Below are 22,893 nucleotides of genomic sequence, written 5' to 3'. Positions count from 1 at the left end.
ACTTAATTACTAAATTAATCATCAATATTGCTACTGGTTTGCGGTTTTTTAAAGGAGATTAATTCAAACAATAGAAAGCTGATTAAAATCAAAAGGCTTCTAATATTATTCAAATAAATTTTTTCTCTATTGGGAAGATAGCTGAAAACCCTATCAAAAACAGGTTCAAAATTATAAATTAATGCTGCTTTGCCCACAGACACATATCGCTGATACCGCAATTGCAAATAAAATACAAGACAGGTAGCAAAAATTGAGCAAAATAGAATGGATATAACAACAGACCATGAAAAAATTGCCCCTGTATTTTTATACGAAGAAGTCAGAAGAGGCAAAAACAACGAAAAGGCAATTTGATAATTTAAATCTAAAGTGGTATCTTCTGGCTTTAATTTTTTAGAGAAAGCTTGTAATGCCACAATATGACAGGCGTAATAAACAGGCCCAATAATAGGCACAAGCGAGCGTCTAAAAATCTCCACTAACCGATGTAAATACATCGGCACCTGTTAGAATAAAAATTCTTACCAGCAGGCATAATAATGCAATAATGCAGACGAAAAGTCAAACCATTGTAGTTTGTTTCTAAGGAACAATAATGTGAGAAAAGGTACCACAACTACACCAAAGGCTATCAAAAATGTATAATTTGCTGAACTGACTGTTTCTAATCCTATGGATTGGAAAACACAAGTGACGCTTTGAAAAAAGCCAAGTACTACTTGTCCACTTTATCATTGTGAATAACATCTTTTTTGATAAGTAAGGATAAAAAGGTAACAAAATTAAGCAATGGTTAATCGCAAGACGACAAAAAGAGAAGGTGGTATTACACTCACAGCCTCTTTGATGAAGAGAAAGCTCAACCCCCATAACACAAGGTTAGGAAAAAAGGGGCGCTATCTGCCCGTGCGAATTGATTCATAGCTAGATTTTATCATACAAAACCACCTCTTATCCTCATCTTTAATACTTCAACCACGATTTAATTAGACGGAGTAATCTAATATTCAAGTTCCACTTTTTCTTTGCCACACAATTGGCTGAGTTGACTCAAAAGCTCTTCGCTAGGCTTAACCTTCCAGGTTTCACCCAACATTAATTCAGCTGATGCAGTTTCGCCTTGGTAAGCAATGGCGATAGGGCATTGTCCTTTCAGATTGCCATTAACCAACAGAGGCAGCTCCGTGAGCAATCGATCGACTTCTTCCTTTGCTGTAACTCGAATTAACAGTCGTTTGGCCTGTTTTCGCATTTTATCCAGCGTGTAAATAAGGTCAGCCACAATTTTCAATCCGCCTGTAAAGTCATCTTTTCCTACCGTCCCACGAACAATCAAAATGGTGTTTTTATCTAAATCCCATGCTACCTGCTGATAAAGCTCGCTAAACAAAGTGACTTCTATGACTCCGGTACAATCTTCAAGCTTAAGAATGGCCATCCGCTTGCCGCTGCGGGTTATTAAATTGCGTATCGCCAATACCATACCAGCAATCACCACCGAGTTTTTTTCCGAAGCAACTAACTGGCTAATGGGAACGGCCCCTATGGTTTTAATTTCCTTCTCACAAGCTTGTAAGGGATGACCAGTTACGTAGAGACCCAAGGTTTCCTTTTCCCCCGCAACCGCTCGTTATCATTCCATTCGGACGTATTCTCATAATTTTTTTCCTGTTTTGCATCCGGCTCATTACCAAATAAATCATTTTGGCCCACTTGGGCATTACGATTTTTTTGCTCAGCTGATTGAAGCGCCTTATTTAAGGATTTCATCAAAGAGGCACGCGGAACCCCAAAAACATCCATTGCACCTGACTTAATTAAAGGTTCCAATACACGCCGATTAACTTTTCGCAAATCCACTCGATGACAAAAGTCAAAAAGCCCTTTGAATTCGCCTTCTTCTTCGCGGCAAGCCACAATGTGCAAAACAGCAGCTTCACCAACCCCTTTAATAGCCCCTAAACCGTATTCAATTTGGCCATTGACGTTGACTGTAAAAGAATATTGTCCGCGATTAATAGATGGCGGTAATAATTCTAACCCTATATCGCGACATTCATTAATAAAACCAACAACTTTATCGGTATTATCCATATCCGAAGACAAAACTGCTGCCATAAACTCAGCAGGGTAGAGAGCTTTCAACCAAGCTGTTTGATACGCAATCAGAGCATAAGCCGCTGAATGAGATTTATTAAATCCGTAACTCGAAAATTTCTCTATTAAATCGAAAATTTGGTTCGCTAAATCAGCCTTTAATCCACGGGAGGTGGAACCCTTTATGAAAACTTCGCGTTGTTTAGCCATTTCTTCAGATTTTTTCTTACCCATCGCATGACGCAAAACATCAGCAGCTCCCAACGAGTAACCTGCCAACACTTGAGCAATTTGCATGACTTGCTCTTGATAAAGAATAACCCCGTAAGTCGATCTTAAAACAGGCTCTAAATCAGGATGAAGATAATGGACACTTTGTTCACCATGTTTACAAGCGATAAACTTATCTACCATTCCCGATTGCAAAGGCCCTGGACGAAATAAGGCTACTAATGCCATGATATCAGCAAAATTATCAGGTTGTAGACGACGAATTAAATCCTTCATGCCTCGTGATTCTAATTGAAATACCGCGGTAGTCGCACAACTTTTTAAAAGTTCATAAGTCTTTTTATCGTCTAGTGGAATAGTACTAATGTCCAGCAAAGGTTCATTTTGCGTTTTTCGTTTCGCATTCACACTTTGCACTGCCCATTTGATAATAGTCAACGTACGCAATCCCAGAAAATCGAATTTGATAAGACCGGCTGCTTCTACATCATCTTTATCAAATTGGGTAATTACATGATCATTATTAGGTTCTGAATTAGGTTCTGAATAAAGAGGTACAAAATCTGTTAATTTAGTGGGTGCAATTACTACACCTCCTGCATGTTTCCCCGCATTACGCGCGAGTCCTTCTAATTTCATCGCAAGATCAATAAGATTTTTGATTTCGTCGTCTTCTGCGTAACGTTTTGCTAATATTTCCTCTTGATCTATGGCTTTTTTTAATGTCATTCCCAGTTCAAAAGGAACAAGTTTCGCAATTTTATCGACATATCCATAGGGTAATCCAAGTACGCGCCCTACATCGCGTAAAACTGCACGCGCAGCCATGGTGCCATAAGTAATAATTTGTGCTACAGCGTCATGACCATAACATTCTGCTACATAATCAATAACGCGATCTCGCCCTTCCATACAAAAATCAATATCGAAATCGGGCATAGAAACGCGCTCTAAATTTAAAAACCGTTCGAATAACAATTCATGTTCTAAAGGATCCAATTCCGTGATACCTAACGAATAGGCTACTAAAGATCCCGCTCCTGAACCACGACCGGGACCAACTGGAATATCACTTTTTTTAGCCCAGGTAACAAAATCGGCGACGATTAAAAAATAGCCTGCAAATCCCATTTTTGTAATAACATCGATTTCTCTTTCTAATCGTTCTTCATAAATGTTGTTTATTTTTGATTTACCCAGGCGCTCTTCTAAACCGCGTTTTGCTTGTTCATGGAAAAAATCTTCTTCAGTTCGATTATCTGGAACAGGAAATTTAGGTAAAAAAACTTCACCTAAAGAAACTTGAACATTGCAGCGTTTAGCAATTTCCAAGGTATTTTCTAACGCTTCAGGGATGTCAAAAAATAGTATTTTCATTTCCTCCGTACTTTTCAAATATTGTTGATTACTATAACGGCGAGGACGACTGGGATCATCTAATAAATATCCCTTGTGGATACAAACCCGAGCTTCATGTGCTTCAAAATCTTTTTGATGTAAAAAGCGGACATCATTGGTCGCTACCACGGGAACGTCGTAAGCCAAAGCTAATGTAACAGCGGAATGGATATATTCCTCTTCTTGATCACGTTGGGTTCGCTGTAATTCCAGATAAAATCGATCGGGAAAATACTTTAACCATCGTGCTAAACGTTCTTCTGCTAGAACATTTCGATTCTGCAACAATGCTTGGCCTACGTCTCCTTGCTGTCCTCCTGATAAAATAATTAAACCTTTTTTTGCTTCCATTAACCATTCCCATCGAATGAGGGCATGCTCACGTTGACGTCCTTCAACATAAGCTCGAGATAATAATTGAATAAGATGACGAAAACCAATTTGGTTTTTACAGAGGACCGAAAAACGGAATAATTCTTCACCTTCAGCTAATATTAATTCGGCTCCAATAATGGGCTTTACCCCTTTGTTTAGTGCCTCACGATAAAATTTAATGAGTGCAAAAAGATTAACTTCATCGGTTAAAGCAACCGCTGGCATTTTTAAATCCACAATGCGTTGCAAAAGTTGATCCACGCGTATCACACTATCAACGATTGAATATTCGCTATGAACTTTTAAGTGGACAAACGAACTCATCAATTAATACTCTGTTTTGGGATTCCCTCTGGATTAGAGTTTCTAAACTATCCAGGCCGAACAAACATTGGATTCTAATTGTTTCTGTCACTGTTTGTTAATTGGATAACGACGAATTAATTTTTGCTGATTTTGATGGCGCTCCAGCGCCAATTCAATTAACAGATCTAATAATGCTGAATAGGATAAACCTGTCGCTTCCCACATTTTTGGATACATACTAATATTGGTAAATCCTGGAATCGTATTTATTTCATTTACCATTATCTGATTTTGGGGAGTCACAAAAAAATCTATCCGCGCCATTCCGGAACAACGAACAGTCTTGAAAGCATCAATAGCTATCTGTTGGATTTTTTCAATTATTTCTTCTGAAAGATTCACACTGGTCGTGGTAGTCGCACCATTAGGATCAAGATATTTTGCCTCGTAAGAATAAAAATCATGGTTGGATATGATTTCGGCTGGCAACGAAGCTTTTGGGTGTTCATTTCCCAATACAGCACATTCGATTTCCCTTCCGCGAATTCTAGGTTCAACAATAAGCCGATCATCATAACAAAAAATATTCTCAGCTCTTTTTTGAAATTCTATTGCACTTTTGACAGGAAAAATAGCTACGGAAGAACCCAAGCTCACAGCTTTCACGAAAAGCTCAGTGGTTTCCCATTGATCAATCAGACGTTCATAAACTCCTTTCAGCCGGTCAAAAGGCCACAAAGTGTGCCAGTCGACTACTGGTACCTTCGCCGCTCTTAGTAAGCTCTTAGTAATATCTTTTTCAATACAAATGGCAGAACATTGAACATCAGCACCCACGTAGGGCAGGTTCGAAAGTTCCAGTAACCCCTGGAGGGCCCCGTCTTCACCTTGAGTTCCATGAATCACAGGGAAGACACAGTCCAGTTCATAAAGATGCTTTTCACCATTAAGCGCTCGCCAAGGTCTTATTTGTTCTCCCAACGCAATAGTAATAGGGACAGCCTTCTCAGCAGAAACTAAATCCTGAGGCCCTTGAGTTAAAAAATTTTCTTTATTGTCAATAAGATACCATTTTCCATTTTGATCAATATATACCACCGAAATCTTATATTTATCAGGGCTTAATGCTGCCACAATGTTTCGAGCCGACTGAATAGAAATTTCGTGCTCCGTGGAATGTCCCCCACAAAGTACTGAAACAGATAGTTTTTTTCCATAGAGCCCTTAAACCTCGAGAATTAACTTTAAAGATAATAAGGAATTGATCGGCAATTTGCAAAACTGGATTCAATGTTGTTGAGCACTGTTAAATTGAAATAAGTTGATTATCATTAACGCACATGAATGAATGATCCTATTAAAATTGCCTCACAAGCTGCTGTAACAGCGGGAAATTACATACACGAACAAAGTCACTATCTTAATAAAATTGAAGCCTTAGAGAAAACATCAAATGATTTCGTTTGTGAAGTATATAATAATATTACTGCTGAAAAAATTATTAATAACATTATCTAAGAATTCCTCCCCCGACCACGATTCCCTCTCTGAAGAAAATAGTCAAAGATACTCCAACGCAAACTATTGAACCCAAACTATTGTTGGATAACTGATCCCTTGGATGAAACTAATAATTTTTTACATGGTCTGACATTCTATACATTTCTATCATTCTACAAATGAAAGGAGAAATCACAGAAGGGGTTATTTATAACCTTTATATTAGATTAATCATTTTATGCCTCAAAAAACAAAGGCAGAACTACTCTAAATGAAAAAAATATCAGTCATATCCAAACCAGATTTTCACGGTTTTTTATTCGCTGCCACATTTCTCCCTCCCATGCTTCGATTCTAGAAAAAACTTATTTGCTCACCCTCCCAAAATTGCGCGATAAAATTACGGGTTTCGCTACAGCGAATCATTTGCATTAGATATAGCTTTTATGTAGCCTCCGGTTACTCTACGACGCAGCCTGGACAGGTCATAGTAACTGCTGGGACAGCGTTGCTAACTCTTTAGTTAGTAAAATAAGCAGGTAGTGTACTTATGAAATTAATGTAACAGAAAAATACCTTGCTAACGGCAGTATAATTGCAGGAAATCCTATAATTGTCTCCAAAATTATAAAAATGCTCTCTTCTGATATAAACAAAAACGATTGATCCATTAATATATTTTAAAGCTACAAATACTAAGATTCAATCAATACAGGTGGATAAATTCAATCCTAACACATTTTTCCATTCCACAGCCATGTTACTTCGTAATTGAGATGTTTATCTTATCAAATAAATTTGATAAAAAAGAATAATTAAAGAATAATTAATGGATTTAACGTTTGTACTAAATGATTTGTAAAAACAATAGCTAGTGCAATCAGAAGACTGGATAAAAAAATAAATATTTGACTAATTTTTCTTTGAGATACTCTCATAATTCTTAAAAATAAAAAAATCTTAAAAATATTCCAGGATATATCCACATTCAACAGCTTAAATCTTTCTTATAAAATCATATCTTCTATTCTTCTTTTTTACTAATATTTCACTACTGTATGAAATGAAGGCGTTGCTAAATGATGTCCACCAAAAATATAATCTACGACAAGTAATTTGAAAATTCGGATTCCTTATAAAGTTAAAAAATTCTAATATAGACTTAATTTTCGAAATACTTTTTCACTAAGTTTCCAAATCCAAGATAAAATTTCACATGACTGATTGCATTTTGTTTCGCTTCAGATTTCTTGTTTTTTAAAATTGTACAATACATTTTCTTAAAGGCCACATACAGTTTTTTAATTTTCTCTTGAGTTTCAATCTTCTTTCGGAATTCTTTGTCCGTAGTTGCATGATTTTCAGAAAAAGCTTTCCAACAACTTTCATAAGTATCTTGTTCTGAAAAAAATTTTTAATCGTCATATTTCTTTATATGTCATATTCTTTATATATGGATACTCCTTATAACATCGGACTGGCAACAATCGCCTTTAGCTTCATATTCAATAAGCGAATCCAAAATTTCAGACTCAGAAAATATTTTATTCATACCTAATCCTAATCTTCAGAGCGAGGAAAAAGCATCATTTGCCTCACTGGTTCAAAACTTTTTCGATGAATAGGCGAAAAAGCCCAATCGATAAATTGCTTTCAAGTGAGGCGAAGTTGCGTACCCTTTATGTTCAGCAAAATCATAAACCGGATATTGTTTCTCATATTTAACTATCTCCTGATCACGAGCAACTTTCGCTAAGATAGATACCACGCTAATGGCAGGAATACGGCTATCCTCTTTAACAACTGCTTCTACAGGGAAGGATAATTTCAGACAAACGCCACCCATTTACTAGAACTTTGTTAGGAGGGAAATTTAATTGATTCACCGCATGCTGCATAGCTAATAAACTTGCCCCAAAAATATTGAAGCAATCAATTTCATTGACATTAGCACTTGTAACTGATGATTATTGGGGAAGGTGATATCTCCTTATTTGGAAATTCTATCGTTGAAAACGATGAATTTGTTTGCACAAATCTTCAAAAGTCCCTTTATCAAAAGTCCCTTTAAATAAGTCCAAAATCATAAAACATAAGGGAATCCAAAAAGCTTATTTAGGTATCAGGAGATAAATTAAATTCAGGAAAAAACTGCTGATCATTAAAAAAATTGACCATAGCCGTAAAATTAATAGTCATCTGTAAAAATACAGAAGTAGCCAACATAAGTATTGTGAAGACAAAACAAAGATTAACGCCTTCCCTTCTAAAAATCAAAAAATCGAATCCTGTCACCTTTTCCGAGGTGCCTCTGAATTTTCTTGTGCCTAGGTTTTCCTGTTCTTTTTTCATTCTTTACTCCCACTCAATCGTTGCTGGCGGCTTATTGGTAATGTCATAAACCACACGCGAAATTTCTTTAATTTCATTTAAAATTCGCTGACCAACGCTTGTTAAAAATTCATAAGGTAATTCTACCCAGCGTGCTGTCATAAAATCCATTGTTTTCACAGCCCGCAAAGCTACTACATAACCATAATGACGTGCATCTCCTTTAACACCCACCGATTTTATCGGCATAAAAACAACAAACGCTTGACTCACCTTGCGGTAATAATCATATTTTTTTAATTCTTCAATAAAAATTGCATCGGCACGCTGTAATATATCAATGTATTCAGCCTTAATTTCCCCCAAAATACGAATAGCCAAACCCGGCCCTGGGAAAGGATGGCGATAAACTAAATCGTAAGGCAAGCCTAACTCTAAACCCAATTTCCGAACTTCGTCTTTAAATAATTCCCGCAATGGCTCAATAAGTTGCAAATCCATTTTAAGCGGTAATCCTCCTACATTATGATGTGTTTTGATGACATGGCCTTTTCCGGTTTTTGTTTTTGCGGATTCAATTATATCAGGATAAATTGTTCCCTGACCCAACCAATTGACGTCTAACTTTTTAGCCTCTGTCTCAAAAACTCGAATAAATTGTTCACCTGAAATTTTACGCTTTTCTTCTGGATCCAAAACCCTTTCCAAGGCTTTCAGAAAACGCTCTTTCGCACCAACACAAATAACCGTTACACCCATATGTTTTTTGAATACATGCAATACTTCGTCCGCTTCATTTAATCGAAGTAACCCGGTATCCACTAATACACACACCAATTGATCACCAATCGCTTCGTGTACAATAGCTGCTGTCACAGCAGAATCTACTCCGCCTGACAAACCCACAATGACCTTCCCACTCCCCACTTTATTGCGAATCTCATGAACACTTTCTTCAATAATATTCTTCGTTATCCACGTTGCTCGACATTGACAAATGTCTTTAACGAATTGAATTAAGATTCGACGTCCCTGAGGCGTGTGCGTAACTTCAGGATGAAATTGCAAACCAAAAAACTGTCGTTTAAAGTCAGCCATTGCTGCATAAGGAGAATTATCGGTACTGGCAGTTGCTTCAAATTCCGGGGGCAATTCTGTAACAATATCACCGTGACTCATCCAAACATCTAACAAGGGAATACCTTCAGCAGAAATGCGATCATCAATGTTTTCAAATAATAAGTCAGACTTTAATATTCGCACTTCCACATGACCAAATTCAGCCTTAGCGGTCATATCCACTTTGCCGCCTAATTGATAGGCCATCGTTTGCATCCCGTAACAAATTCCTAATACCGGACAACCAATTTCAAAAACAATGGAAGGGGCACGCAAAGTGTAGCTTAACGTGACCGTTTCAGGACCTCCTGAAAGAATGATACCGTGAGGATTATAATTGCGAATGGCTTTCTCATCCGCTTCGCAGGGCATTAACTCGCAATATACGCCAATTTCACGCACCTGCCGAGCAATTAATTGCGTATATTGCGAACCAAAATCAAGGATCAAAATTCGATGGTAATGGATATCTTTCGGCATATTTTATTTTTAATTGTTATTATCCTTTCTATGATATGAAAGGAACATAAAAAATAGAAAATAATTTATTCTTACTCTTTTACTGAATAATTCGGCGATTCCTTTGTTACGGTTACATCGTGGGCATGGCTCTCTCGAATCCCTGCACTTGTTACGCGAACAAACTGAGCTTTCGTTCGCATTTCCTTGATCGTCTTACAACCCGTGTAACCCATCCCCGAGCGCAAACCACCAGTCAACTGATGAATCACTCCTCGTAAAGGACCTTTATAAGGAACACGACCCTCGATGCCTTCAGGAACGTATTTTTCTTGTTTCTCTTGAGCTTCTTGAAAATATCGATCGAATGAACCATAGGTTCCAAACATAGCTCGCGCAGAACCCATTCCCCGATAAGATTTATAGGAACGACCTTGATATAAAACCTCTTCCCCTGGCGCTTCTTCAGTTCCAGCAAACAACCCACCAATCATGACAGCGTGTGCCCCTGCTCCAATGGCTTTACAGAGATCACCAGAAAATCGAATTCCTCCATCAGCAATGATGAAAACATCATCATTTTTTAATTCAGAAGCTACCTGCGCAATGGCCGTAATTTGTGGAACTCCTACGCCCGCCACGATGCGTGTAATACAAATGGACCCAGGCCCCATTCCGACCTTAACCGCGTCAACCCCTGCATCGGTTAATGCTCTTGCTGCCGAAGCCGTAACTATGTTACCAGCAATCATGGGCACATCGGGATAACACTTCTTAACCCATTTCACTCGATCAATAACTCCTTTCGAATGGCCATGTGCGGTATCCACCACCAAAATATCAACGCCTTCGGCTACCAAAGCAGATATCCGATCCGGAGTTTCGTTTCCTGTACCGATGGCTGCACCCACTCGCAATTGTCCCGAAGCAGTTTTACAAGCATTAGGATTTTTTGTGAGCGCAGAATATCTTTCACAGTAATTAATCCACGTAATTCAAAGTATTCGTTGATTACTAGCAATTTTTCTACACGATGTGGGCGGAAAAGATTAATAATTTCTTCGCGTGTGGCGCCTTCTTTGATGGTAATAAGACGTTCTTTTGGAGTCATCAAATTAACGACTTTTTGCTCCATATTCGATTCAAAACGAATATCGCGATTAGTAATAATTCCAACAAGCTGCTTACCTTCTACAACAGGAAGCCCCGAAATATTGTATTCGCTCGTGATTTTTTTGAGTTCACCAATAGTACTAGCTGGCGAAACAGTGATAGGATGAAATACAACACCGCTTTCAAATTTTTTTACTTTTCGGACTTCACTCGCTTGGCGTTCGGGGCTCATATTTTTATGTAAGATTCCGATACCACCTGCTTCAGCCAATGCAATGGCTAAGCGCGCTTCGGTCACAGTATCCATAGCAGAGGATAATAGAGGAATATTAAGAATTATGTCGCGAGTCAGACGCGTGGTGAGCGAAACATCTTTGGGTAAGACTTCGGAGTAGCCAGGTAGTAACAAAACGTCATCAAAAGTCAGAGCTTCCTCGTTAATCCTCATCATCATAATCGCGCCCCTTCAATAAGTCTGGAAGTGTAGCCACTTCTTAGCGATTTGTCGAGTTCTTAGCGATTTGTCGAGCAGAATGGAGTATGAAGCCAGCCCATGAAGCGGATTTTTAGCCCCCCTATAGGGGCCCCCGCCAGTGTTCCTCCGGCCTTAATATTAGGGGTCCGTATGAGAAAGGAGACGAGATCCCTCTCGGGGGAGAGGAGGGACTTGAATCTACGAAGTGCTCAGTGCCACTTTCGCAAGCCTATCGCAAACCTGATTCGTGATTTTTATAATGACATTCCAGCCCGACAAACACAGCACGACACCCAAGGAGGCAAATTATTCCAGTTAAGGAAAGAATAAAACCCTCCACTCCCAACCCAAGAGAGCAATGAGTGACAGAAATTCAATGGCATTTCTTCTTCTCTCTTGGCTCACGTAAACCGGCAGTCCCGGAATCACCCCTAAGCCTGCTCTGGAAGGTAGTGATTGAGCGGTTGAATCACAGTGGGTTTTTTTGCCTCTTACCTCACTCGAAACGGTCGTTTAAGAAACCTCTGTGAGGGGAAGGCTAATTTTCCCTCGGCAATTGCCCTAAAATCCCTCGGACGTGTTCCGAATGGCCGAGTCTTGTTCATAGTAGTTGGCCATTTTCTCAGCCGTTCGTTTTAGATCGCTAAAAGAAACTCTCTACTTACAATAATCCGGCCCACCCCGATTCCATTCGGCACTTGATTTCAATCAAATCCTCTTCATCAATCCTTTGATTGCCGATGCAATGAGTGAATTACAGCATCTAATTCTTCATGAAGAAATCGAGCGGGTCCGTAACCGGGCAATAATATAAATTCATCACATCGGAAATAATTAATTCTAATTGATGGCGGTGCTCTTTAGCACTTAATCGTAAATTCCGTAGCTCTAGCTCTGGGTGAGCTGTGGGATATCCAGAGGTTTAATCATTTCTAACAAAAGCTTATATGTTTCAGCATCGATATATCGATACGCGCGCTCTCCCTTCCCTAATCGTGTAGATTTCTCCACTATAGCGACAAGGGATATCCGATTTCTCTTTAATCGTGTAATCTCCGGGAGAAATAAAATGACCCCCTCTTGATCTGTTTTTTTGAAGCATTTGAAGCAACTGAATAAAATAGTGTCATATTTTTAATTTTTAAAAGCGCCAAAGCCCAAACTTCTTATAAGTTATTTCTTTTAAGCTGTTGTAATGAGTTTCATAGTCTTGCTAGCACCCAAACCTGAATAGATTCGGAGGGTTCCTTGGTGTGTTAAATGTGTTAAAACGTGTGTTAAAAATAATTGGACCCATTCTTCATCTTTGCCTTGCACAATCATGCAGTACCTAATAGGTAATTAACAACATAAATTAATGAGAGTTGCAACCTCAGAAGGAACATAAAAAAATTGTGCTAATTAATTAAAAAAATTTTGTTTATTGCTAAAGATTGCTAAAGTAGGAGAAATTAAATAGCCAATCGTCCCTGCAATAAAGGATAATATAGCAGGATACCAAATAACATTTTCTATCTACTGGAACCAGATCGCAAACAAGCCAACACCAAAAGCACTTTTTACCCATGAGCAAGAGTAAATCCCACCCAAATCTTTACTCGTCGATCGAAGCTCCTCTGCTACCTACTACGTACTTGGTAGTAAGAAAAAGATCGCACCTAGAATAAAAAAGAAAACTGAATAAAAAAAAGAAAATTAATAAGCTACCAAACAGAGCCGTCGCTGGTAAATTCCGTATACTATCGGGGGAGGATCCCCCACGGTAATCATTGCTAAACTAAATACACCCAGTATGCGCTTTATTTACTACATAACTCATTAATTTATAAACCTTTGAGAACCCGTCTTACCAATCCTACGTTTCGCTTGCCGAGTAAAAATTTTTATTTCATCCGATTTTATGTGAGGCAACTGATTGACTACCATCACTAACATTTCGGCCGTCTTTCTTATAGTTTCTTCGTCGTGTCCTTCCACCATTACTCGAACTACGGGTTCCGTCCCCGAAGGACGTAATAATACACGCCCCTTACCACTTAATCGTTTCTCCGCTTCTGCTACCGCCTTTTCAATAGTCGGATGTTGCATATTAAGCATCCCATTAACAGGAACGTTAATTAAGACTTGTGGGTGCTTAACCATTACTTTTTTAAGTTCTACCAGAGAATTATTGGTTTGTTGCATGATTCTTAATATCTGTAAAGCAGTAATAATACCATCTCCTGTAGTAGTAAAACCAAGATCGACAATATGACCAGAAGATTCGCCTCCCAATAACCAGCCTTTCTGTTGCATCAATTCTAAAACGTAACGGTCACCCACTGGCGAACGCTCAAACGCAATATGATGGCACTTTAATGTTTGCTCTAATCCTAAATTACTCATTATGGTGCCTACTACTCCCAAGGGGCAATTCTCTTTTAAATGTAAGCGATCGATAGCCATAATGCATAATAATTCGTCTCCATCTACTCTAATACCGTGATGATCTATCATAATCAGACGATCGCCATCGCCATCAAAAGCTATACCGACATCGGCTTTGTGCTTAAGAACACTCTTTCGGAGTTTCTGAGTATCAGTGGCTCCATATTCATGATTAATATTAAATCCATCGGGCTTATCACCAATCGCGATCACATCCGCACCCAGTTCATGAAAAATACTGGGTGCAACAGAATAAGCAGCACCATTGGCACAATCGACGATAATTTTTAATTTTTTCAAAGATAAATTTGAAGGAAAAGTGCTTTTACAAAATTCAATATAACGGCCATGGGCTTCGCTCATTCGCGCTGCTTTTCCTAAACGGTCAGCTGACACCGTACGCATAGGTTTATCAATATGATCCTCAATAGCCAGCTCCAACTTATCAGATAGTTTAAAGCCATCCTTATTAAAAAATTTCACTCCATTATCAGGATAGCTGTTATGCGAAGCACTAATTACAATTCCCGCATCAGCGCGAACAGAATGTGTCAAATACGCAATGGCAGGAGTAGGCATAGGTCCTGTCAATTTAATGTTAACTCCAGCAGCAGATAATCCTGCTTGCAAAGCCGATTCAATCATATAACCTGAAATACGTGTATCCTTCCCAATTAAAACCGTCGCCGAATGTCTATTTGCTAAGACTTTTCCTACCGCCCAACCGAGCTTAAGCATGAACTCACCGTTAATCAACGATTTTCCAACTTGTCCCCGAATTCCATCGGTTCCAAAATATTTTTTTTGCATTTCCTTTCCCTCTATTTTTTTATCCTATCCAATGAGATTAACCTTGCGGGCATAGGCAGCAATACGAACTGCTTCCCGACTAGCTTTAACATCATGAGTGCGAATGATAGAAGCGCCCTGATATACGGCTAGCACATCAGCAGCGATGCTGCCAAATAGCCGGTGTTCTGGCAATTGGCTTAAGATATCACCGATCATTGATTTTCGCGACCATCCTGATAACACCAGTAACCCTAAAGATAAAAATTTAGATAAGTGATTTAATAGATAAAAATTTTCCTTCAGATTTTTTCCGTAGTGACCTTGACCAAAGCCAGGATCAATAATTATTCGATTCCGAGAAATCCCTTGGCTTTCACAACGGTCTACAGCAGCGTTCAAGTCCCGCTTCACAGTTTCTAAAAGATGGACGCACGAAGTTGAACCCGGTTTTCGCTTCGAAGTAGGAAAATGCATTAGGCACACAGGACTTTTTAATTCTCTTGCGGCTATTAATGCGCCTTCTACCTGCAAGGCCCGTTGGTCATTAATAATATCCGCTCCTGCATTTATCGCTTCACGCATAACTTGAGGTCGACTGGTATCGACGGAAATTAAAATATTAAAACGTTTTTTTATTTCTTCAATGGTAGGTATCAATCGATCAAGTTCCATCTGAAGAGAGGGGAAGTCCGTATCAATATTTACAAATGGGTTCGTAGCCTCACCGCCAATATCCAATATATCAGCCCCCTCACGGGCCATTTTCTCTGCTGTCTGGAAAGCAGAATTTAAATCTAGATGCGGATTGTAAAAAGAATTAGGAGAAACATTAATGACTCCCATAATGGCAGGCTCGTAAAAGGTGATCTTTCGGTTTCCCCTTAATTGCAAATGAAACTTTGCTTCTGACATCAAGGACCCTCCTTACATTAACCTTCCCCCGCGGGCGGGAGAAGGAATGTGAAGACGACATTATAACGGCTGGCCATCTCTTCGGCAGGAAAAATTTTTCCTGAATGTAAGGGTTTGGATTCACTATCTCGGGAAGATGAATCTTTTTTCACAGCTTCTGAAGCAGCCCCATCATCCTCTTTCCACCCAGGAGGTGGAGAAGGCTCTTTTCCCGCTAAAATTTCCTTAATTTGAACCTCATCAATAGTTTCATATTTAATTAATGCATTAGCCATAATGTAAAGCTGATCCATATGTTCTTCAAGCGTTTTCTTCGCCGTGTCATAAGCCGTATCAATAATACGACGCACTTCAGAATCAATTTCTTTACTGGTTGCATCGGAAATGTCTTTACGCTGTGTCACGGAACGTCCGAGAAAAACTTCGCCTTCTTCTTCCCGATAAGTTAAGGGACCTAGTTTTACCGACAATCCCCACTTTGTTACCATATTGCGGGCAATCTCAGTAGCTTTTTCAATGTCGTTGGATGCACCTGTGGTCACCCGTTCTTCACCAAAAATAAGTTCTTCAGCAATTCGTCCACCAAACAATCCCGCTAATTGGCATTCTAAACGACGTTTGGTAATACTATAGCGATCTTGTTCCGGCAAGAACATTGTCACGCCTAAAGCCCGACCTCGCGGAATAATCGTGACTTTATAAACGGGATCGTGCTCAGGCATATGCAATCCCACAATTGCGTGGCCTGCTTCGTGATAAGCCGTCAATTTCTTTTCTTCATCGCTCATTACCATTGAACGTCGTTCGGCTCCCATCATAATTTTATCTTTCGCACGCTCAAATTCAGCCATTCCAACGTCTTTCTTGTTTTCACGCGCCGCAAATAAAGCAGCTTCGTTGACAGTATTGGCTAGATCGGCCCCAGAAAACCCTGGGGTCCCTCGAGCAATGACAGAAGCTTTAACGTCAGACGCCAATGGCAATTTACTCATGTGAACTTGGAGGATACGTTCACGTCCCTTAATGTCTGGCAAGGAAACCACTACTTGGCGGTCAAAACGCCCCGGCCGTAATAAGGCGGGATCAAGCACATCAGGCCGATTAGTAGCGGCCATTACAATAATGCCCTCTTTGCCTTCAAAACCGTCCATTTCTACTAAGAGTTGATTGAGGGTTTGCTCTCGTTCATCGTGACCACCGCCTAAACCAGCACCACGGTGACGACCTACGGCATCGATTTCGTCGATAAAAATGATACAGGGCGCTTGCTTCTTGGCTTGATCGAACATGTCACGAACCCGGGAAGCACCTACACCCACGAACATTTCGACAAAATCGGAACCCGAGATAGTAAAGAACGATACTTTGGCTTCCCCAGCTACCGCTTTAGCCAGAAGGGTTTTACCGGTTCCCGGAGGACCAACTAGCAATACACCGCAGGGCATTTTCCCTCCTAAGCGCTGAAATTTACCGGGATCGCGCAAGAAGTCCACTAACTCTTTGACTTCTTCTTTTGCCTCTTCTACGCCAGCAACATCATCAAAGGTTACCTTGACTTGATCTTGGTTGAGTAAACGAGCTTTACTACGACCAAATGACATGGGACCACCGCCACGGCCTCCACCTTGCATCTGCCGCATAAATAAAATCCAGACAAAAATCAAAATGAGGAAAGGTAGCCAACTAATAAGAATATGTAAAAACATACTTTGTTGTTTTGGAGGCTCACCTTTTACACTCACGCCCTTATCTATTAATTGATTAAGCAGAGCTTGATCTTCTATAGGCAAATAGGTCGTAAAATGCTTGTTGTCTTTGGTTATCCCTTTAATCTCATGATCCTGGATAACCACACTGCTGACTTTGTCAACATTAACTGCTTGGATAAATTGCGAATAGCTATAGGGCTGAATATCGGGTTGTCGTGCACCAAAATTACTGAAGACCGTAATAAGGACTACTGCAATAACCAACCAAAGCAGTAAATTTTTAATAATACTATTCAAGGTGTTACCTCGTTTTTACTCATACCTGCTGATTATAGCCCAGAAATTCGGTGGCGAGTATATAAATTTCACTCGACCGAGCTCGTGAAGCACTCGGTTTGAGGAGTTTGACATGCTTAAAATAAGGACGTAAATCAGTTAAAAAAACATCAACACCAGGCCCTTGGAAAACTTTAGGCAAGAAAATCCTCCACCTATTATCAAAAATTTTTGAGCACAATCCCACGCTAACTCAACCAAATGCAACGATTTCGGCTGATTAATACTCTTCATACCTGAAATATTGGGGGCCATATCCGAAATAACAAGGTCTATTCGTCTTTCTTTAGTTTTTTTATGAATCACCTCATTCAACTGATGAAACGTTTCCGCTTCATTGAAATCTCCTCGGATAAATGCAACGCCTGAAATTGGGTGCATGGGCAAGAGATCGAAGGCCACGACCACAAGCCCTTGGGTCTACGAGCTCTTTAGCCACCTGCGACCTGCGACCACCCTCCCGGAGCCGCTCCTAAATCGACTACAGCCATTCCCGGCCTAAAAAGCTTAAATTTTTTATGCATCTCTAAGAGCTTAAAAGATGCTCGTGAAGTATAGCTTTTTTCTTTGCACGGTTTACATAAAGATCTCTCTTGTGTTCTTGGAGCCAACGTTTACTTTGGGTCATTCTTAATTTAAGTCGCTTACCGTCTAAATTACTAATAAAAAATTCCTAATTGCAATTTAGCAGCATCAGACATCATCTCTCGGTCCCACGGAGGGTCAAAGACAATTTCTACTTCCACATCGCTTACCTCAGGAATAGTGAAAATTTTGCGTTTAACATCTTCCACTAATACCGGTCCCATCCCACACCCAGGTGCTGTTAACGTCATTTCGATAACCACACGAAAAATATCTTCTTCCAATCGCTCAATATCGCAAGCGTATACCAATCCCAATTCTACAATATTGACAGGAATTTCCGGATCAAACACCGTACTGAGTTGAGCCCATACTTTATCTTTGATAGTGGTGTCAGGTGGCAAATCTTTCATAGGGTTTTTAATTGCTTTTCCTAAAGCATCGGAGTCCCTCCCTTCAATTCGGACTAAATTTCCAAAAACATTTACCGTAAATGTGTCACCCGAACTCTGTACTACAGTCACCTCGGTTCCTTGAGGGACTCTAATAGGCGTCCCCGACGGCACCAACATTGCCGTCGTATCGCGACTTAGTACAATAATTTCTTTTTCGTGTTCATTATTCATTATCATCAACGTTTTTTTCTTCTCTTAAATGAAAACTTTCTCCACAACCACAAGCACCAATCGCATTAGGATTATTAAAATATAATTGATATTGCCCAAAATCTTTTTTTACATAGTCGACTATTGTGCCATTGAGAAGAGGCACACAATGAGCATCAATTAAAACAGTTAATCCCAACGCAGTTTTGAGAGAGATATCGCCCTCTTGTGGTCTTTCTACAATCTCCGACTGGTACATGTAGCCTGAGCAGCCCGTTTTTTTCACCGATAAGCGGAATTGTGCTTCTTTTCCACGTTTTTTTATTAATGATTGAAGGTGTTTATAAGCGGCCTCTGTCAGTTCGATAATTTTTACATCATTCATTATTCTGTCCTCACGGGTATCTCAATCTGACCACACAGAGCGGCAAGCATAGTGTGCCAACATAAAGTAGCGCATTTCACCCGCGTAGGAAATTCAGCAACACCAGCTAAAGCAGCTAATTTCCCTAATTCCTCTACGTTAGAGCTTTTCCCAGTCACCAAATCATGAAATTGAGAAAATAAAATTTCACTTTGCTCAAGGGTTTTTCCTTTTAAAGCCTCCATCATTAGCGAAGCCGAAGCAATAGATATGGCACAACCACTCCCTTCAAAAGTTGTTTCTTTTATCACACCTTCTTCTTCACGAAAATATACCGTTAATCGATCACCACACAGCGGATTATAGCCATCATGCACGTGTGTAGGATATGCTAAACGCCCAAAATGTCGTGGCTTTCGACCGTGATCGATAATTATTTCTTGATATAAATCCTGTAAATCATTCATTCTTTCTTTTAATCTGCCAAACAGCTTTCATTAAATATTTGATTAACCCAAACTAAACCATCAATCAACCGATCAATATCGTTGAACGTATTATAGAGACCGAACGTAATTCGTGCCGTTGCAGGCAACTTAAACCGCTCCATTAAAGGCATCGCACAATGATGACCAGCCCGGATAGCAATCCCTTTATGATCTAAAATCGTCGCAATATCATGCGGATGAACCTGTTCCATAGTAAAAGAAATTACACCGGCTTTATTCGGGGCGTTACCTATAATTTTTAACCCAGAAATTTGGTGTAATTTTTGCGTCACATAATTCAATAAAGCTTTTTCATGAGCATTAATTTTTTCAAAACCAATCGCCATAAGGTAATCAATGGCTGTCCCAAGCCCAATAACACCAGCTATATGAGGCGTACCTGCTTCAAATTTATGAGGTAACACGTTGTATTCCGTTTTTTCAAAGGTGACTAGGCGAATCATATCCCCTCCCCTTGATAGGGAGGCATCTTTTCTAACAAGTTAGTCTTCCCGTAAAGAACACCAATCCCTGTAGGGCCATACAATTTATGTCCGGAAAATGTATAAAAATCGCAATCTAAATCTTGAACATCGACAACCATATGAGGAATCGCTTGTGCACCATCTAATAAGACGGGAATATTTTTCTCATGGGCTAAACAAATCATTTCCTTAACAGGATTAACTGTGCCTAATACATTAGAAACATGAATTAGTCCTACAATTTTTGTACGTTCTGTTAAGAGTTTTCGATATTCGTCTAAATTTAAAATTCCATTATCATTAACGGGAATTATTTTTAACTTTGCCTCCACTCGCTCACATAACAGTTGCCAAGGTACAATATTGGAATGATGTTCCATTGCTGAAATTACAACTTCATCGCCTTGTTGGACTTGCAGAGTGCCAAAACTAGAAGCAACTAAATTAATCGACTCTGTCGTCCCTCGGGTAAAAATAATTTCGTGTGTATGGGCAGCATTGATAAATGCTTTAATTTTTTTACGCGTATTTTCATAAGCGGTCGTTGCCCGCTCGCTGATAGTATATATCCCCCGGTGCACATTGGCATTGTCATTACAATAATAATGACTCATAGCATCAATCACTATCTGGGGTTTTTGCGCCGTCGCTCCAGAATCTAAATATACCAGTGATTTCCCCCGAATCCGCTCTTTTAAAAGAGGGAAATCATCGCGTAAAGAATCAAGTGAATTAATCATGACAATCTTCCGGGCAATTCAATAGCGCTAAACATTTAATAATTCTTTGATGGATTCGCTCGGCAATAAACTTATGAGGTAATTTTTCTATAATTTCACTAGCAAATGCACAAGAGAGTAAATGCTCGGCTGTAGAAAGATCAATACCGCGACTACGCAAATAAAATAGAGCTTCATCATTTAACTGGCCCACTGTAGCGCCGTGGGTGCAATTTACATCGTCATTATAAATCTCAAGCTCCGGTTTTGTATTAACCTCAGCTTCATTTGAAAATACTAAATTTTTATTGATTTGATGCGCGATCGTTTTTTTGGCCTCTGGATGGACAAAAATTTTTCCATTAAACACAGCTCGAGATTTATCATTAATAATACCCTTATAAATTTGTTGGCTCACACATCCAGAAACACCATGATCAATACAAGTGTGATTATCAATATGCCTCCCGCCTTTCAAGTGATAAAATCCTAGCAACTGACACGAAGCATTATGGCCTTCTAATACGTAATTCAAATCTTCACGCGCCAGCGCTCCCCTAATGAAACATGACAGGAAATCACTTGACTGTTTCGCGCTTGACAAATTTGGGTATTTGCAATATGAAAAGAATTGTCATTTTCTCCCTGCAATTTATAAAACACCAAATTAGCAGAGGCTCCAACATTTATTTGAGTCACGATGTTATTAAAATAAGTTGTGGGATAGACCCCCTGATATTCTTCCAAAAGAGTGACATTAGCATTTTCTTCAATAAAAATTAAATGACGCGTTTGGGTCATAGCAAATGGAAAATTGGGCTTCATCAAGTAAAGGAGATGAATCGGTTTTTTAAGCTCACAATTTTTCAGTACACGAAGAAACATGCCATCTTGAAAAAGACTATCATTTAGCAATGAAAAAGGAGTTTGACAACTCCTCATCTCACCTATAATCTCCTTTGGATTTTCTTTTAGCACTGCCTTTAACGATGTTAATTGAATCTCAGCTGGCAGTTGCATCAAATTTGATAAAGTGGGTGAAAAATGTCCGTTAATAAATACTATGCGATGGGTATCCTCCATAACAAAACGGGTTATATCACAATCAGCTATTTCTCCAAATGAGAAAGTTTGACAGGCAATTGAGGTAATGTCCGTATATTTCCAATTTTCTATTTTGCAATTGGGGAAGCCCGTCAACAAAAACGTTTTTAATTGTTCGCGTTGCCATGTCTGTAAAGAATTACAGTTTTGATTTTGCAATCTCTTTAAACGAGCTTCTGACCAGCCTTCACTAAGCATTCTCATAACCAACCATACCCTTTCTTTTCAAGCTCATAAGCTAACGAGGGACCACCCGATACTGCGATGCGACCGTCAACCAAGACATGCACAAAATCTGGATTAATATAATCTAAAAGACGCTGATAATGAGTAATCAATAAAATAGCTCGTTTAGAGTTACGTAAACTGTTAACCCCTTTTGAAACCATTTGTAGGGCATCTATATCGAGACCCGAATCGGTTTCATCTAAAACGGCAAGAGAAGGTTCGAGCATTAACATTTGCAAAATTTCATTGCGCTTTTTCTCCCCCCGGAAAATCCTTCATTAACGGATCTTTTTAAAAATTTATCCTCCATATCAACCAAGGCTGATTTCTCCTTGACTAAAGTCATTATATCCAGCGCATCTAATTCTGGTTCACCATGTTTTTTTCGGATGCTATTAACAGCCGTTTTCAAAAAATAAAGGTTATTCACACCAGGGATTTCGACAGGATATTGAAATGCCAAAAATAAACCCTCCACAGCACGATCCTCAGGTGATAGTTCTAGTAAATTCTGATTGAAATAGGTCACTTCACCTGCTGTAACAGCATAATTATCCCGACCAGCCAATACAGACGCTAAGGTACTTTTACCAGAACCATTAGGCCCCATAATAGCGTGAACTTCACCAGCATTAACAGCTAAATCCACTCCGCGGAGAATCTCATTATTATTTACGTTCACATGTAAGTTTTTTATTATTAACATGGATATCTCTTTTTTAATTATTAATC

At 39.3% G+C, this 22,893-nt stretch carries 13 protein-coding genes and 7 pseudogenes; 1 reads left to right on the top strand and 19 read right to left on the bottom strand.

All coding sequences use genetic code 11. From position 1 onward, the window contains the following. Positions 1-14: 14 nt before the first annotated feature. From MRH55_RS04470 to MRH55_RS04460, 3 genes and pseudogenes are all read right to left on the bottom strand, one after another. On the bottom strand, positions 15-500 hold the full coding sequence (locus MRH55_RS04470; RefSeq protein ID WP_304986129.1) for an EamA family transporter: 486 nt from the start codon (positions 498-500) through the stop codon (positions 15-17). 503 nt (positions 501-1,003) lie between these two features. Continuing rightward, a pseudogene (gene dnaE, locus MRH55_RS04465) lies at positions 1,004-4,431 on the bottom strand (DNA polymerase III subunit alpha). 84 nt (positions 4,432-4,515) lie between these two features. Next, complete coding sequence (locus MRH55_RS04460) at positions 4,516-5,571, bottom strand: D-alanine--D-alanine ligase family protein (RefSeq protein ID WP_304986128.1); 1,056 nt, start codon at positions 5,569-5,571, stop codon at positions 4,516-4,518. Between the two features lie 183 nt (positions 5,572-5,754). On the opposite strand from MRH55_RS04460, the gene MRH55_RS04455 reads away from it, so the two are divergent. After that, positions 5,755-5,928 (top strand): FIG domain-containing protein, encoded by a 174-nt coding sequence (locus MRH55_RS04455; RefSeq protein WP_304985078.1) that lies wholly within the window; start codon positions 5,755-5,757, stop codon positions 5,926-5,928. A gap of 1,585 nt (positions 5,929-7,513) precedes the next feature. On the opposite strand, the gene MRH55_RS04450 is transcribed toward MRH55_RS04455, so the two are convergent. The 16 genes and pseudogenes from MRH55_RS04450 to sufC form a co-directional block, all read right to left on the bottom strand. Then, entirely contained in the window at positions 7,514-7,756 is a 243-nt protein-coding gene (locus MRH55_RS04450) for a ribonuclease H family protein (protein WP_304985077.1), read from the bottom strand. Positions 7,757-8,025: 269 nt separating this feature from the next. Next, entirely contained in the window at positions 8,026-8,262 is a 237-nt protein-coding gene (locus tag MRH55_RS04445) for a hypothetical protein (RefSeq protein ID WP_304985076.1), read from the bottom strand. Between the two features lie 3 nt (positions 8,263-8,265). Then, complete coding sequence (gene guaA / locus MRH55_RS04440; protein ID WP_304985075.1) at positions 8,266-9,840, bottom strand: glutamine-hydrolyzing GMP synthase; 1,575 nt, start codon at positions 9,838-9,840, stop codon at positions 8,266-8,268. A 71-nt stretch (positions 9,841-9,911) separates the two neighbouring features. Beyond that, a pseudogene (gene guaB, locus MRH55_RS04435) lies at positions 9,912-11,380 on the bottom strand (IMP dehydrogenase). Positions 11,381-12,295: 915 nt separating this feature from the next. Next, entirely contained in the window at positions 12,296-12,418 is a 123-nt protein-coding gene (locus tag MRH55_RS04430) for a hypothetical protein (protein WP_304985074.1), read from the bottom strand. A 423-nt stretch (positions 12,419-12,841) separates the two neighbouring features. Next, positions 12,842-13,177 (bottom strand): annotated as a pseudogene (locus tag MRH55_RS04425) (amino acid permease); the annotation flags it as partial. 48 nt (positions 13,178-13,225) lie between these two features. Further along, positions 13,226-14,644, bottom strand: a complete 1,419-nt coding sequence (gene glmM / locus MRH55_RS04420) for a phosphoglucosamine mutase (protein ID WP_304985073.1) — start codon at positions 14,642-14,644, stop codon at positions 13,226-13,228. Positions 14,645-14,668: 24 nt separating this feature from the next. Next, positions 14,669-15,538 carry a dihydropteroate synthase gene (gene folP, locus MRH55_RS04415; RefSeq protein ID WP_304985072.1) on the bottom strand — a complete coding sequence of 290 codons (870 nt, stop codon included), beginning with the start codon at positions 15,536-15,538 and terminating at the stop codon, positions 14,669-14,671. Between the two features lie 17 nt (positions 15,539-15,555). Beyond that, complete coding sequence (gene ftsH, locus MRH55_RS04410) at positions 15,556-17,544, bottom strand: ATP-dependent zinc metalloprotease FtsH (protein WP_304985071.1); 1,989 nt, start codon at positions 17,542-17,544, stop codon at positions 15,556-15,558. A 19-nt stretch (positions 17,545-17,563) separates the two neighbouring features. Continuing rightward, positions 17,564-18,211 (bottom strand): annotated as a pseudogene (locus MRH55_RS04405) (RlmE family RNA methyltransferase). 31 nt (positions 18,212-18,242) lie between these two features. Continuing rightward, entirely contained in the window at positions 18,243-18,794 is a 552-nt protein-coding gene (sufT, locus tag MRH55_RS04400) for a putative Fe-S cluster assembly protein SufT (protein WP_304985070.1), read from the bottom strand. After that, entirely contained in the window at positions 18,787-19,158 is a 372-nt protein-coding gene (sufA, locus tag MRH55_RS04395) for a Fe-S cluster assembly scaffold SufA (protein ID WP_304985069.1), read from the bottom strand. The genes sufT and sufA overlap by 8 nt, the downstream gene beginning before the upstream one ends. Beyond that, complete coding sequence (gene sufU / locus MRH55_RS04390; RefSeq protein ID WP_304985068.1) at positions 19,158-19,604, bottom strand: Fe-S cluster assembly sulfur transfer protein SufU; 447 nt, start codon at positions 19,602-19,604, stop codon at positions 19,158-19,160. The genes sufA and sufU overlap by 1 nt, the downstream gene beginning before the upstream one ends. Positions 19,605-19,612: 8 nt before the next feature. Then, positions 19,613-20,850, bottom strand: a pseudogene (locus tag MRH55_RS04385) (cysteine desulfurase). Next, positions 20,843-22,131 (bottom strand): annotated as a pseudogene (sufD, locus tag MRH55_RS04380) (Fe-S cluster assembly protein SufD). Before sufD ends, MRH55_RS04385 begins: the two co-directional pseudogenes overlap by 8 nt. Positions 22,132-22,133: 2 nt before the next feature. Continuing rightward, positions 22,134-22,867, bottom strand: a pseudogene (gene sufC / locus MRH55_RS04375) (Fe-S cluster assembly ATPase SufC). Positions 22,868-22,893: the final 26 nt, after the last annotated feature.

Source organism: Coxiella-like endosymbiont (genome assembly GCF_030643785.1).
GTDB lineage: Bacteria > Pseudomonadota > Gammaproteobacteria > Coxiellales > Coxiellaceae > Coxiella.
Note: the sequence above shows the minus strand (reverse complement) of the source record. Positions and strands in the feature narration are given on the sequence as shown.

Excerpts from the sequence above, each read along its gene's own strand:
- MRH55_RS04470 (WP_304986129.1), bottom strand. The coding sequence starts at position 500 with ATGTATTTACATCGGTTAGTGGAGATTTTTAGACGCTCGCTTGTGCCT.
- MRH55_RS04455 (WP_304985078.1), top strand. The coding sequence starts at position 5,755 with ATGAATGATCCTATTAAAATTGCCTCACAAGCTGCTGTAACAGCGGGA.
- MRH55_RS04450 (WP_304985077.1), bottom strand. The coding sequence starts at position 7,756 with ATGGGTGGCGTTTGTCTGAAATTATCCTTCCCTGTAGAAGCAGTTGTT.
- MRH55_RS04445 (WP_304985076.1), bottom strand. The coding sequence starts at position 8,262 with ATGAAAAAAGAACAGGAAAACCTAGGCACAAGAAAATTCAGAGGCACC.
- guaA (WP_304985075.1), bottom strand. The coding sequence starts at position 9,840 with ATGCCGAAAGATATCCATTACCATCGAATTTTGATCCTTGATTTTGGT.
- glmM (WP_304985073.1), bottom strand. The coding sequence starts at position 14,644 with ATGCAAAAAAAATATTTTGGAACCGATGGAATTCGGGGACAAGTTGGA.
- folP (WP_304985072.1), bottom strand. The coding sequence starts at position 15,538 with ATGTCAGAAGCAAAGTTTCATTTGCAATTAAGGGGAAACCGAAAGATC.
- sufT (WP_304985070.1), bottom strand. The coding sequence starts at position 18,794 with ATGAATAATGAACACGAAAAAGAAATTATTGTACTAAGTCGCGATACG.
- sufA (WP_304985069.1), bottom strand. The coding sequence starts at position 19,158 with ATGAATGATGTAAAAATTATCGAACTGACAGAGGCCGCTTATAAACAC.
- sufU (WP_304985068.1), bottom strand. The coding sequence starts at position 19,604 with ATGAATGATTTACAGGATTTATATCAAGAAATAATTATCGATCACGGT.